The organism is Aliidongia dinghuensis (assembly GCF_014643535.1).
Taxonomy (GTDB): Bacteria; Pseudomonadota; Alphaproteobacteria; order ATCC43930; family CGMCC-115725; genus Aliidongia; species Aliidongia dinghuensis.
On record NZ_BMJQ01000009.1, the window covers coordinates 142,810 to 154,897 of the forward strand.

General features: G+C 67.8%; 12 protein-coding genes. 2 read left to right on the forward strand and 10 right to left on the reverse strand.

Annotated elements, in window-relative coordinates; genetic code table 11:
• Positions 1-2: 2 nt before the first annotated feature.
• A complete protein-coding gene (locus IEY58_RS17895) occupies positions 3-785 on the reverse strand; it encodes an IclR family transcriptional regulator (protein WP_189048217.1) in 783 nt (260 codons plus the stop codon).
• 110 nt (positions 786-895) lie between these two features.
• Here IEY58_RS17895 and IEY58_RS17900 point away from each other — a divergent pair, with 110 nt between their 5' ends.
• A complete protein-coding gene (locus IEY58_RS17900) occupies positions 896-1,681 on the forward strand; it encodes an HpcH/HpaI aldolase family protein (protein WP_229743800.1) in 786 nt (261 codons plus the stop codon).
• Positions 1,682-1,702: 21 nt separating this feature from the next.
• On the opposite strand, the gene IEY58_RS17905 is transcribed toward IEY58_RS17900, so the two are convergent.
• The 9 genes from IEY58_RS17905 to IEY58_RS17945 form a co-directional block, all read right to left on the reverse strand.
• On the reverse strand, positions 1,703-2,668 hold the full coding sequence (locus IEY58_RS17905) for an ABC transporter ATP-binding protein (protein WP_189048219.1): 966 nt from the start codon (positions 2,666-2,668) through the stop codon (positions 1,703-1,705).
• Complete coding sequence (locus IEY58_RS17910; RefSeq protein WP_189048221.1) at positions 2,668-3,687, reverse strand: ABC transporter ATP-binding protein; 1,020 nt, start codon at positions 3,685-3,687, stop codon at positions 2,668-2,670. Before IEY58_RS17910 ends, IEY58_RS17905 begins: the two co-directional genes overlap by 1 nt.
• Positions 3,684-4,541 (reverse strand): ABC transporter permease, encoded by an 858-nt coding sequence (locus tag IEY58_RS17915; protein WP_189048222.1) that lies wholly within the window; start codon positions 4,539-4,541, stop codon positions 3,684-3,686. The genes IEY58_RS17910 and IEY58_RS17915 overlap by 4 nt, the downstream gene beginning before the upstream one ends.
• Position 4,542: 1 nt before the next feature.
• Positions 4,543-5,484 carry an ABC transporter permease gene (locus tag IEY58_RS17920; protein ID WP_189048224.1) on the reverse strand — a complete coding sequence of 314 codons (942 nt, stop codon included), beginning with the start codon at positions 5,482-5,484 and terminating at the stop codon, positions 4,543-4,545.
• 148 nt (positions 5,485-5,632) lie between these two features.
• Positions 5,633-7,183, reverse strand: a complete 1,551-nt coding sequence (locus tag IEY58_RS17925) for an ABC transporter substrate-binding protein (protein ID WP_189048226.1) — start codon at positions 7,181-7,183, stop codon at positions 5,633-5,635.
• A gap of 56 nt (positions 7,184-7,239) precedes the next feature.
• On the reverse strand, positions 7,240-8,352 hold the full coding sequence (locus IEY58_RS17930) for an NAD(P)/FAD-dependent oxidoreductase (RefSeq protein WP_189048228.1): 1,113 nt from the start codon (positions 8,350-8,352) through the stop codon (positions 7,240-7,242).
• Complete coding sequence (locus IEY58_RS17935) at positions 8,349-9,716, reverse strand: FAD/NAD(P)-dependent oxidoreductase (RefSeq protein WP_189048230.1); 1,368 nt, start codon at positions 9,714-9,716, stop codon at positions 8,349-8,351. Before IEY58_RS17935 ends, IEY58_RS17930 begins: the two co-directional genes overlap by 4 nt.
• Positions 9,709-10,023 carry a (2Fe-2S)-binding protein gene (locus IEY58_RS17940; RefSeq protein ID WP_189048232.1) on the reverse strand — a complete coding sequence of 105 codons (315 nt, stop codon included), beginning with the start codon at positions 10,021-10,023 and terminating at the stop codon, positions 9,709-9,711. Before IEY58_RS17940 ends, IEY58_RS17935 begins: the two co-directional genes overlap by 8 nt.
• Complete coding sequence (locus IEY58_RS17945) at positions 10,020-10,715, reverse strand: SDR family NAD(P)-dependent oxidoreductase (RefSeq protein WP_189048234.1); 696 nt, start codon at positions 10,713-10,715, stop codon at positions 10,020-10,022. The genes IEY58_RS17940 and IEY58_RS17945 overlap by 4 nt, the downstream gene beginning before the upstream one ends.
• Positions 10,716-10,830: 115 nt before the next feature.
• On the opposite strand from IEY58_RS17945, the gene IEY58_RS17950 reads away from it, so the two are divergent.
• The gene (locus tag IEY58_RS17950; protein WP_189048236.1) at positions 10,831-11,589 is read left to right on the forward strand and encodes an IclR family transcriptional regulator; all 759 of its coding nucleotides are present in this window, start codon (positions 10,831-10,833) and stop codon (positions 11,587-11,589) included.
• Positions 11,590-12,088 lie beyond the last annotated feature (499 nt).

Sequence of the window (12,088 nt, forward strand, 5' to 3'; positions counted from 1 at the left end):
GTTCAGTCGAGCAGGTAGCCGAGCGCCGCCGAGACCTGCCGAGCGGCCTCGACCGTCCGCTCGATCTGCTCGGCGGTCGGGGTCGCGGTGATGAACTGCACGGAATCGACGATGGCCAGGGCGCCGACCAAGGAGCCGGCAGCGTCGAACACCGGGGCTGCCAGCGCATTGAGGCCGGTCACGATTTCGTTGGGCGCGATCGCCCAGCCGTCGCGGCGCACCCGCTCGATCTCCTTGCGCAGGCTGCTCGGCGACACGATCGTATCCGGCGTGCGGCGCTCGAGGCGCCGACTGAGCACGGCCGCCCGCAAGGTTTCGCTGCCGAAGGCCAAGGCGATCTTGCCCTGGGCCGAACTATGGAATTCCATGAGCGAGCCCTGCTTGACGCCGATCTCGATCGTGGATCTGCCGGGCACGGTCGTCAGCACCCGCACGCCGTCCGGCTCGATCTGGGTGATGACGGCGGAATGGCCGAGACTGTCGCGCAGCTCCCGGATCGCGTGATAGCTCGCCGACACGATGTCGAGACTTTCGCCGACCGCGCGACCGAACTTCACCAGCCGGGCGCCAAGCTGGTAGCGCTCCGTATCTGGCAGCTGGACGATATAGCCCTGCTGCACCAGCGTCTGGAGATAGCGCCAGATCCGGCTCTTCGTGGTGCCGAGCGCCGCAGCCAGTGCCGTGACGCCCATCGGCCGCCCCTCCTCCGCAAGCCGTTCGAGAATGCGCAGTGCCAGCACGACCGCCTGCACGCCTTCGCCGCTGGAACCCGTAACGCGAGGCATTTCCCCTCCCTTGTCCTAAAGCCGCACGGCGATCGCGTTGACAGCCGCCTTCAATGGGGAGATTGTAATTAAAAGAACAATGTTTCGTCTACTGAAACAATGAGGAAACGATGATGGATTTGCCATCGCCTGGGCCGACGGACGCGTTCCGCCGCCGCTTCCTGTCGGGACAGCCACTTGTGGGATCGTTCATCAAGACCCCGACCGTGCACGCGACCGAGATCCTGGGCGATCTCGGCTTCGACTTCGTCGTGATCGACGAGGAGCATGCGCCGATCGATCGCGGCCAGACCGAGCTGATCCTGCTCGCGGCCAGAGCCGCCCGGACGGCCGCCGTCGTACGCGTGCCCGACATTTCGCGCATTCTGGGCGCGCTTGACGACGGGGCGGCGGGCGTCCTGGTGCCGCATGTCGCGTCGGCGGCCCGGGCACGGGCGATGGTCGACGCATGCCGGTATCGCGGCGGCCGACGCGGCTTCTCGAACTCGCCGCGCGCCGGACGCTACGGCGGGCTCGGCATGTGGCCGCATGTCGACCAGCAGGATGCCGCCGTCACGGCGATCGCGATGATCGAGGATCCCGAGGCCTTGACGGAAATCGACGAGATCCTGGCGACCGACGGCCTCGACGGCATCTTCATCGGGCGCGGCGACCTGGCCGTCGCCATGAGTGCGGCCGGCCCGGACGCGCCGCCGATCCAGGCAGGCGTGGAAAAGATCTGCGCCGCGGCCCGGAACGCCGGCAAGCCCGTGTGCCTGATGGTCGGCAATGCCGCCGAAGCCCAGCGCTACCGCGAGCTCGGCGCCTCCGCCTTCATCGTCGCATCCGACCAGGCCTTCATGCGCAAGGCCGCGGCCGATGCCCTGGAGAGCTTTGCGAGAGTGAGGTCTGCATAGACCGGCAATGGCGCGCCCCGCTCAGCGCTGATCCATCAGGTGGCACGCGACCTTCCGGCCCGGTGCTACTTGCTTCAGCAGCGGGATCTCGGCCTTGCAGCGCTCCATCGCGTGCGGGCAGCGCGGATGGAAATGGCAACCGGAGGGCGGGTTCAAGGGCGAGGCCGGATCGCCCTCGAGCCGCGCCATCGTCACCTTCTGCTTCGGGTCCGGCGTCGGCGTCGCGGCTCTGAGCGCCTGGGTATAGGGATGCAGCGGCTCGTCCAGGAGCGCCTCGGCCGGCCCCTCCTCGACGATGCGGCCCAGATACATGACGCACACGCGCTGGCAGAAATAGCGGACGACGCCGAGATCGTGCGAGATGAAGACCGAGGCGAGGTTGCGCGTCTCGCGGAGCCGGTTCAGCAGCACCAGTACCTGGGCCTGGACCGAGACGTCGAGGGCCGACACCGGCTCGTCCAGGAACAGGAGCTCCGGCCCGACCGTGAGGGCCCGGGCGATGCCGATGCGCTGGCGCTGGCCGCCCGAGAATTCGTGCGGGTACTTGTGCACGGCCTCGGGCGGCAGCCCGACCTCGGCCAAGAGCGCGCGGATCCGGTCCGGCCATTCCCTGGCACTCGCGATGCCATGGACCTTCATCGGCTCGGCGAGCGTGTCGCCGATGCGCCGGCGCGGGTTGAGCGAGGCGTAGGGGTCCTGGAACACGATCTGCAGCCGGCGCCTGAGCCGCCTCAAGTCGGCGCCCGTCGCCTTGAACAGGTCGGCGCCGTCAAACAGCGCCTCGCCGCCATTGGGCTCGGTCAGGCGCAGAATGGTGCGCGCCGTCGTCGACTTGCCGCAGCCCGATTCGCCGACCAGGCCCAAGGCCTCGCCGCGCGCGACGTCGAATGAGACACCGTCCAGCGCCTTTACCGTTTGCACCGGGCCCGAGAGCGCAAAGCCGCCGCGCACCGGGAAGGTCTTGACCAGGTCCTTGACTGCCAGCATCAGGCGCCCTCCCCCGCAAGACCTGGAGGTGCTCCCAGCCAGCAGCGCATGCGGTGATCCTCCCGGCTGCCGGCCGCGAACAGCGGCGGCCGCTCAACGCAGCGCGGCATGACATGGGCGCAGCGCGACTGGAAGCGGCAGCCGGCCGGCATCTGCAGCAGGGTCGGCACCTGGCCCGGGATCGGCTTCAGCGCCTCGGGCCGCCGGTCGGCGCGCGGCACCGAGGACAAGAGGGCGGCACTGTAGGGATGGCTCGGCCGGGCGAAGAAATCGTCGACCGGCGCCGTTTCGACCACGTCGCCGCCGTACATCACCACGACGCGCTCGGCGATCGAGGCGACGACACCCAGGTTATGGGTAATGAACAGCACGGCCATGCCGTCCTCGGCCTGCAGCTCGGCAATCAGGTTCAGCACCTGCGCCTGGATCGTGACGTCGAGCGCCGTGGTCGGCTCGTCGGCCAAAAGCACCTTGGGCCGGCAGGCGACCGCCATGGCGATCATGACACGCTGGCGCATGCCGCCCGAGAACTGGTGCGGATAGTCGTCGATGCGCCGGGCCGCCGCCGGGATCTGCACCCGGTTCATGAGCCTCAGCACCTCGGCACGTGCCGCCGCCCCGTCGAGCCTGCGATGACGCCTCAGCGTCTCGGCAATCTGGAATCCGACCGGCAGCACCGGGTTGAGGCTCGTCATCGGCTCCTGGAAGATCATCGAGACCAGGTTGCCGCGCAGCTCCTCGAGCGCGGTCTCGCCCAGGCCCACCATCTCGCGCCCGTCAACGAGCACGCTGCCGCCGAGGATCTTGCCGACCTTGGCCGGCAGCAGGCCCATGACCGACATGGCGGTGAGACTCTTGCCGCAACCGGATTCGCCGACGAGCGCCACGGTCTCGCCCGGCGCCACCTCGAACGAGACGCCGCGCACCGCCTCGTACCATTGGCCGCGGATCTTGAGGCCCGTGGTCAGGTCCTTGACCGCCAGCACCGGCTTGGTCTTGAGCGAGACGACGTTCGTCATGATGCGGCTGCCTTGGGATCGGTCGCGTCGCGCAACCCATCGCCGATCATGTTGAGCGCCATCATGACGACGAGCACGGCGAGGCTCGGAAATACCGCGAGCCACGGCGCGTCCAGCAGGTTCTCGAACCCTTCGCGGATGATGCCGCCCCAGGTCGCGGTCGGCGGGGGCAATCCCAGCCCGATGAAGCTCAGGCTCGCCTCGGTGCGGATCGCCGTCGCAAGCCAGAGCGAGCCCATGACCACCAGCTCGTCGAGCACGTTCGGCAGGATATGGACCAGCATGATGCGCGCGTTCGAGAAGCCCAACGCCCGCCCGGCTTCGATGAAGTCGCGCTCCTTCAAGCTCAGGGTCGGCCCGCGCGCCACCCGGGCAAACGGCGGCACGGCCGTGATCGCGATCGCCAGGATGAGGTCGGCCAAGTTGGCGCCGAGGAGCGCCACGATGATCAAGCCCATGATGAGCTGCGGGAAACTCAAGAGCACGTCCATGACCGCCATCACGGTCTGGTCGAACCGGCCGCCGAGATAGCCCGACACGATGCCGATGGCGCCGCCCACCACCATGGAGAGTGCCGTCGAGACGGCGCCGACGAACAGCGAGACGCGGGCGCCCCAGATGACGCGGCTCAGGACGTCGCGGCCGAAGAAATCCGTACCGAACCAGTGCTGCGCGCTGGGCGCACCCAGGCTCAGCACCGGATCCTGATCGTTCGGATCGAACGGCGAGATCCAGGGCGCCAGCACGGCCATCAGGATGATGAGGCCGAGGATGGCGAGCCCGGCCATGAGCGAGCGGTTGCCGAGCGCGCGGCCGGCGATGCCCTTGGGCGCGGAAACGGCGGCGACGGCCATGTCAGCGCACCCGGATGCGCGGGTCGACCGCGCCATAGGCGAGGTCGGTCGCGAGGTTGGCCACGACCACGATGAGCGCGTAGATGACCATCAGGCCCTGCAGCATGGTGTAGTCCCGGTCGTTCAGGGCGCCGACGATGAGCTTGCCCAGGCCCGGCCGGTTGAACACGATCTCGGTCAGGACCGAATTGCCGATCAGGATGCCGAAATAAAGCCCGACCACGGTCACGACCGGGATCAGCGCGTTCTTGAGCGCATGGCGCCAGACCACGAGCCGCGCCGGCACGCCCTTGGCGCGCGCGGTGCGGATATAGTCCTCGCTCAAGGAAGCAAGCATGCCCGAGCGGGTTACGCGCGCGACATAGGCGACCATGATGAGACCGAGGTTGAGCGCCGGCAGAACCAGCGCCCGGAGATGGCCGCCCGGATCGGCGAACGGCGCGTTGCCGATGACCGGGAACCAGGGCAGCTCGACCGCGAGCAGCAGCAGCATGAGAATGCCCGAGATGAAGGCCGGGAAGCTCAAGCCCGCGAGCGAGGTCCAGCGCGCGACGGCGTCGATCCAGCCGCCGCGATACTGTGCGGCGAGCACACCCATGGGCAGGCCCAGGACCACGCCCAGGAGGATGCCGATGAAGGTCAGCTCCAGCGTATAGGGCAGCACGGCCGCGACCTCGCCCAGGATCGGCCGGTTCCTGACCATGGATTCTCCGAGGTCACCGCGCAGGAGCTGCCCCATGAACTGCAGGTACTGGTCCCACAGCGGCACGTCGAGCCCCATGCGGTGCCTGAGCGCCACCAGCGCCTGCTCGGTCGCCTGGTCGCCCAGGATGGCAAGCGCCGGATCGCCCGGCACGATGCGCACCAGCACGAAGACGAGCGTCAACACTGCCCAGAGCGTGGGCAACGCCATGACGAGGCGAAGGGCGACGAAACGCAGCATGCGGCGGCCAAAGATCCCTTGCTTTTCATCCGTCATTCCCGCGCAGGCGGGAACCCAGCCCCTTACGCGCGACAGCGCGGAAGAGAGTCTTATCGCCGCGGACGCGGCTCTTGCTGGATTCCCGCCTACGCGGGAATGACGACTTTCATCAGTCCAGCGTCGTCGCCTCGGTGATGTCGGGGCCGAGGTTGAGCGAGCCCTTGAGGTCGTAGTTGAAGTGCAGGTTGGTGTGGTGCGCCCAGACCTGCAGCTGCTCGAACAGCGGCACGGCGCAGACGTCGTCAACGATCTTCTGCTGCGCCGCGGCCCAGAGCGCCTTCTGCTTCGCCTCATCGGGCTCGATGCGCGCCTGGTCGATCTCCTGATCGGCGACCTTGCAATGGGAGAAGTTGGTTGCCGCGGTCGGCGTCAAGACCGTCGAGCGCGAGTGGAAGAACTGCGTCAGATAGATGTCGTCGACCGGGAAACGCGCCGCCGAATAGTAGACCGCCATGCTCAGGTCCTTGCGGATCTGTGCGTGGAAGGTCTGGTGGTCGACGACCTGGAGCTCGAGGTTGATACCGGCCTGCTTCAGCTGCGCCTGGATGATCTGCATGGAATTCAGCATGGTCGGCAGGCTGGTCTGGATCGCCGTGATGGTGATGCCGTTCGGGAAGCCAGCCTCCTTCAGGAGTTCCTTCGCCTTGGCAGCGTCATGCGGGAACAGCTTTGCGTCGATCGTGCCGAGATAGCCTGCCGGCACGACCGAAACCGCGGGTTCCGCCGTGGCCGCACCCTTGAACTGCGCAATCGCCGCGCGATCGATGGCATAGGCGACTGCCTGCCGGACCTTGAGATTGTCGAGCGGCGGCTTGGTCTCGTTGAGAGAAAGCTCCGCGAGTTCGGCCGGCCGGATCACGTCGACCACCGTATTCGGCTGCTCCTTCTCGCGATCGACCCATTTCTGGTCCTGCCGGCCATAGAGCAGGTCGAGCTCGCCTGAGGAGAAGGCCAGGTCGCGGCTCGCATCCGACGGGATGAACTTGTAATTGATGCCGTCGATCTTTGGCTTGCCGCGGAAGTATTTGGCGTTGGCGACGAGTGTTACGCCCTGGTTCGGCTGGTAGTCCTTGATCTCGAACGGCCCGGTGCCGACCGGCATGGTACGGAACTGGTCGCCCAGCTTCTCGGCCGCCTTCTTCGAGACGATATTGCCGCCCTGGTAGTTCGCGACCAGCCCCAGGAAGCCTGGCACGACCTGCTTCAGCTTGATCTGCACCGTGTAGGGATCGAGCGCCTTGATGCTCTCGACGTTGGCGTAGTCGGCGGCGAAGGTCGAGGTGTCCTTATTGGCGGCACGCTCGAGCGAGAACACCACGTCGTCGGCCGTGAGCTCGCCGAAGTCGCGCTGGAACTGCACGCCGTGGCGCAGGTGGAAGGTCCAGGTCAGCTTGTCCGGCGTCGATTCCCATTTCTCGGCGAGGTCGGGCTCGAGACTGTCGATCGCGACCGAGCCCGGCTTGAAACGCACGAGCCCGTTGAACACCCAGTTCATCACCGGCTTGTCCTGGGTCGAGACCGCGCGATGCGGGTCGAGCGTGGTGATGTCGGCCGCCGCCATGCCGACATTCAGGATCTTTTCTGCCTGGGCGGTCGCAGAAAGTGCCACGGGCGAAGCCATGCAGCAAAGCGCCGCCGCCAGGATGTGAAGCCTTTTCATCGTCCCCGTTCCTTTCGTTGGCCCTTGGGTGGGCCGTTCTCGTTGTCGTTATTGGATCACCGAAAACGCTCGATCGTGAAAGCCCCAATGTCGGTTGGCGTCTCGCCATCGACGATCAGTTCCGAAAGCACCTCGCCCACGGCGGGCCCCAGCTGGAAGCCGTGGCCCGAGAAGCCGAACGCGTGCAGCAGCCGCGGATGGTGCGGGCTGGGGCCTATGACCGGGATATGGTCCGGCATCTCGCCATCGAGGCCGGACCAGGAGCGGATGACCATGGCGCCCCTCAAGGCCGGAATCAGGTCGATAAGCTTCGCCATCGACGCCTCGGTCGTTGCCGTCACCGGCCGCGAGCGCTCGAGCTCGATGTCGCCCCAGCCGGCGCCGCCGCCGAACACGACATTGCCGCGATCGACCTGGCGGACGTAGATGTCGCCGCCGCACACGCCGATCGAGCGGTTGATGAAATAGGGCAAGGGCTCGGTCACGATCATGTTGGGCGCCAGCGTCGCGACCGGGGCGTCATCGCCGAACCAGGCGGCAACCTTGCCGGCCCAGGCGCCCGCGACATTGACGAGCCAGCGGCTTTCGACCGTGAGCCCGCCGGCTGCCCGGACCTCGAAATTTTCGCCGTCGGACGCCGCCGCCTCGACCCGCGTCAGCTCGCGGATGTCGGCGCCGGCCCGGCGCGCGGCGCGGGCGAAGGCGGGACCGACGAGGCGCGGGTTCGCCTGGCCATCGTCGACGCAGAGCGAGGCGCCGACCACCTTGGACCCGAGCCACGGGTAGTCGGCCCGCACGGCGTTGGGCCCGATCAGCTTGAGATCCAGCCCATAGGCCGCCGCGTCGCGCGCATAGGTCTCGAGATAGGCCATATCGGCCTCGGACCGGGCGAGCTTGACGTGGCCCGAAACCTGGAACTCGCCGTCCTCGCCGACCAGTTCGGGCAGCCGGTCCCAGATCGCGCGCGAGCGCGTCGCGAGCGGCAGCTCGGCGAAGCTGCGGCCCTGGCGCCGGACGCCGCCGAAATTGACGCCGCTGGCACCGGCGCCGCAAAAGCCCTTTTCCAGCACCACGGCCGTAAGCCCGCGCTTCTGGAGCGCCAGCGCTGCCGCACAGCCTGCCGTGCCGCCGCCGATGATCGCGACATCTGCCCTCAGCCGCTCGGTCATGCCGCTTCCTCCGGTGAAGAGGCCGCGACCGGGATTGGCTTGACCGGCGCCTGGCCCCTGAGCCGGCCCACGGCCTCGAGCTCGATGCCGCGCCAATGGCTGAGCAGCTCCGCCCCGGCGGACGCGCACATCCGCCCCTGGCAGCGGCCCATACCCAGGCGGCTGTAGGCCTTGAGCCGGTTCATCTCGCGCGCCTCGCGCACTTCGACGTTACGGCGCAGGTCGCCGGCGGAAACCCCCTCGCATCGGCAGATGGTGAGATCGTCCGGGATGGCCGCATGGAAGTGATGCGGGAACGGGAACGCCGCCTCGATCGCCCGGCGGAAGCGCTGGATGCGCGCCAGGCCCCGGTCGAGCACCGCGACGCGGCCCCCGTCGACCGCCGCGCCGAGATCGCCCAGCATCGTGAGTGCCACGCGCTCGCCTGCGAGTTCGGCCGCATCCGCCCCGGCAATGCCGGCGCCGTCGCCCGCCAGATAGATATGCCGCTCCGACGCGCGACCGTCCGCGTCCTTGACCGGCAGCCATTGGCGCGTGAGGTCGTCGAACGCGAAGGCGCAGCCCAACAGATCGGCGAGCTGGGTCTCCGAGCGCAGGCCGAAGCCGGCGCCGACCGCGTCGCAGGCGATGCGCCGGGTCTCGCCGCCGCGCCGCCAGGTGATCGCCTCCGGCCGCGCCGCCCCTTCGACCGCGAAGCCCTCGACGCCGTCGATCACGGGCACGCCGCGCCGCTTCAACTCAGCCAGGTAATAGAGCCCCTTGGCAAAGACCTTCGGCAGGTTGAGCAGGCCGGGCGCCGCCTTGAGCTTATTGGCAAAGCTGCTGGTGTCGAGCACGGCCGCCACCGTGGCGCCGGCCTTGGCATATTGGTAGGCGACCAGCGGCAGGAGCGGCCCGGTGCCGGCAAACACGACGCGCCGGCCGATGGCGCAGCCCTGCGCCTTCAAGGCGATCTGCGCGCCGCCCAGGCTGAACACGCCCGGCAGCGTCCAGCCCGGGAACGGGATCGACCGGTCGGTGGCGCCGGTCGCGAGCACCAGCCGGTCGAACTCCAGTCGCTCCGCCCCGCGCGGGCCGGTGAGGTCGAGCACGCGGCCGCGCACGTTCCACACCAGCGTCTCCGGCCGATAGTCGATGCGGTCGCCGAGCCCGTCGAGCGCCTGATGGATCGCCACAGCCTTCGCCGCCTCGAAGCCGTAGAGTGCCTCCGCCGGCCGTTCGGCGCCCGGCGGCGGCTGGCGATAGATCTGGCCGCCGATCCGGAGGTTCTCGTCGATGAGCACGACGCGCCGGCCGGCCTTGGCGAGCGTCGCGGCGGCGCGCACGCCGGCCGGGCCGGCCCCGATGACGACGAGCTCAGCCATGGGACGGCACCCACTTGGTAAACAGCGCCATGCCGGGCTCGATCAAGGTCGAGCAGCCGCGCCGGCGCGCGCCGGACGCGTCATAGACCCAGCAGGCCTGACAGGCACCCATCAGGCAGAAGCCTGCCCGGTCGTGCGGCGTGAAATCGCTGGCGCCGATGCTCGGCCGGTTGAGCAAGATCGCGGTCAGCACCGTATCGCCCGGCCTGGCCGTGGCCGGCTGCCCGTCGAGGGTGAAGGCGATCTCGGCACCCGGCCGCTCGGCCAGGCGGATGAATTGTCCCGTCGATTGTCCCTGGGGGCTCACAGCATGGTCTCGTAGCGGCCGTTGATCAGCAGTTCGGCGATCGCGGCGGAATTCGGCAGGTCGAGCAGCAGCTCGACCATGCGCGCCAGATCTTCCGGGCGGATGAGCTCGTCCGCACCAAGATCGGTCTTGCCGGCGATAAGGTCGGTATCGACGAAACCCGGACAGAGCGCCGTCGCCCGGATGCCGTGCGGCCAGCCGACCCGGCGCACCGCATGGGTCAGCGCCATGACCGCGTGCTTCGACATCTGGTAGCCCGCATTGAGGCCCAAGACGCGCTTGCCCGAGAGCGAGGCGATATTGATCACGCGGCCGCGCCCGCTCGCCTTCAAGGGCAGCAGCGCCGCGCGGATCAGCCGGAACGGCGCCTTGACGTTGACCTCGAACAGTTCGTCGAGCAGCGCGTCGTCGCCGTCCTCCAGCCCGACATGCGGTGCGATGCCGGCATTGTTGACGAGCGCATCGATGCGGCCGTGAGCGGCAAGCGCGTCCGCGACCCAGCGGGCACCCGCGTCCCGGTCCTGTGCCTCGTAGCGATGGGCCGTGCGCGTCGGTGACGGTGCCAGGTCCGGCGGCAGCGCCTCTGGCCGGCGCACGCCCAGGGCCAGGTGCCAGCCGGCAGCATCGAGGCGTCGGGCGACGGCGGCGCCGATCCCCCTGTTCGCTCCCGAAATCAGTGCTACCCGCTCCATCCGCCCTCCGGCAAATCCGCGCAAACTGCATCACGGCCCGGCCGGGTCTGTAAAGAAGATTTCACATCATGATATTTGTCTTCACCACAATTCCGAAATATGGAATTATCTCGCCATGATCCCGGCCCAATCCACCCAGAAGAGCTTCGACGTACTGCGCACGCTTGCGGCCCATGGCGCCACGGGAGCGAGCCTGGCCGAGATTTCCGAGGCGGTGGCGCTGCCGAAGCCGACGGTGCATCGGCTGCTCGCCGCCATGGTGCAGCAGGGCTTCGCGCTGCGCGCCGCAACCGGCCGGCGCTATCAATTGGGGCCGGAGGTCTATGCCCTGGCGCTCCGGTCGCAATCGACGGTCGGGCTGGTCGAGACTTGGCGCGGCGCGCTGATGCGCGTCGCCGAGCGGACCGGCGACAGCGCGTTCCTGATGGTGCGCAGCGGCTACGACGCGGTGTGCCTCGCCAAGCAGGACGGCCTCGTCAATGTCCGGACCTTGACCGGCGGTGTTGGCGGGCGCATCCCGCTCGGCATCGGGCCAGGCAGCCTCGCGATCCTGTCGACCCTGAGCGAGGATGAGGCCAACACGATCCTCGCCCACAACGACCGGCGCCTGCGCATGGCCGTGCCGGACCTGCCCGAGAGCTTGCCGTCCTGGGTCGAACGCATCCGCGCGGATGGCTTCGCCCAGTCGGGCGGGCTGTTCCTGGCCGAGGTCGGCGGCGTCGCCGTACCGGTGCCGCGCCACCTGGGCGTGCCCGAATGCGCGATCAGCACCGCGACGCTCGCCTCGCGCCTCGACGAGCCCCGCGTCGCGGAGGTGGTGGCGATCCTGCGCGAGGAAATCGCGACGGTCATCGGCAAGACCGCCGGCGCGTAACGTACGCCGGCACTATCTGAGTACCGGGTCGACCGTAGATCGCACCAGTTGGTAGCGACGAAGGATTCGCGCCGGCAAATTCGATCGGCCGCAGCATCATTGCGCAGAGGCACCAAAAGACCCGTTTCCATATCTAAAATTTTATTATTTTTTTCCCTTCGCGCGCCGCCGGTGCGTCAGAAGCGCGAAACGGCGCGCCTCCAATACTTGATTAGTAAAAATAAATACTTCAATGAGAGAGGACGAGAAAATTACACAAATTCGCCTGCTGCCTCGCAGCAAACCGTTGGAAACGCCTTGGAATCGCGTGAGCGGGAGCCACTGGCACGAGATTTCCTCAACCAGGAAAAACACCGTCGATTGTTCTGACAGCCCTTCCAAATGCCAAATTATTCGTTTAATGTTACCGCTGATTTCAATATGTGCGCGCAGCACGTGTTGAGCGCCGCTTGGGCGCCAAGTTCTATTCTATTGAAATAAGCGGCTTTTCCCGCCGACG

Bases quoted from the DNA above. Each gene is read 5' to 3' on its own strand.
- IEY58_RS17950 (WP_189048236.1), top strand. From the start codon at position 10,831: ATGATCCCGGCCCAATCCACCCAGAAGAGCTTCGACGTACTGCGCACG.
- IEY58_RS17915 (WP_189048222.1), bottom strand. From the start codon at position 4,541: ATGGCCGTCGCCGCCGTTTCCGCGCCCAAGGGCATCGCCGGCCGCGCG.
- IEY58_RS17935 (WP_189048230.1), bottom strand. From the start codon at position 9,716: ATGGCTGAGCTCGTCGTCATCGGGGCCGGCCCGGCCGGCGTGCGCGCC.
- IEY58_RS17905 (WP_189048219.1), bottom strand. From the start codon at position 2,668: ATGCTGGCAGTCAAGGACCTGGTCAAGACCTTCCCGGTGCGCGGCGGC.
- IEY58_RS17895 (WP_189048217.1), bottom strand. From the start codon at position 785: ATGCCTCGCGTTACGGGTTCCAGCGGCGAAGGCGTGCAGGCGGTCGTG.
- IEY58_RS17900 (WP_229743800.1), top strand. From the start codon at position 896: ATGATGGATTTGCCATCGCCTGGGCCGACGGACGCGTTCCGCCGCCGC.
- IEY58_RS17910 (WP_189048221.1), bottom strand. From the start codon at position 3,687: ATGACGAACGTCGTCTCGCTCAAGACCAAGCCGGTGCTGGCGGTCAAG.
- IEY58_RS17930 (WP_189048228.1), bottom strand. From the start codon at position 8,352: ATGACCGAGCGGCTGAGGGCAGATGTCGCGATCATCGGCGGCGGCACG.
- IEY58_RS17945 (WP_189048234.1), bottom strand. From the start codon at position 10,715: ATGGAGCGGGTAGCACTGATTTCGGGAGCGAACAGGGGGATCGGCGCC.
- IEY58_RS17920 (WP_189048224.1), bottom strand. From the start codon at position 5,484: ATGCTGCGTTTCGTCGCCCTTCGCCTCGTCATGGCGTTGCCCACGCTC.
- IEY58_RS17925 (WP_189048226.1), bottom strand. From the start codon at position 7,183: ATGAAAAGGCTTCACATCCTGGCGGCGGCGCTTTGCTGCATGGCTTCG.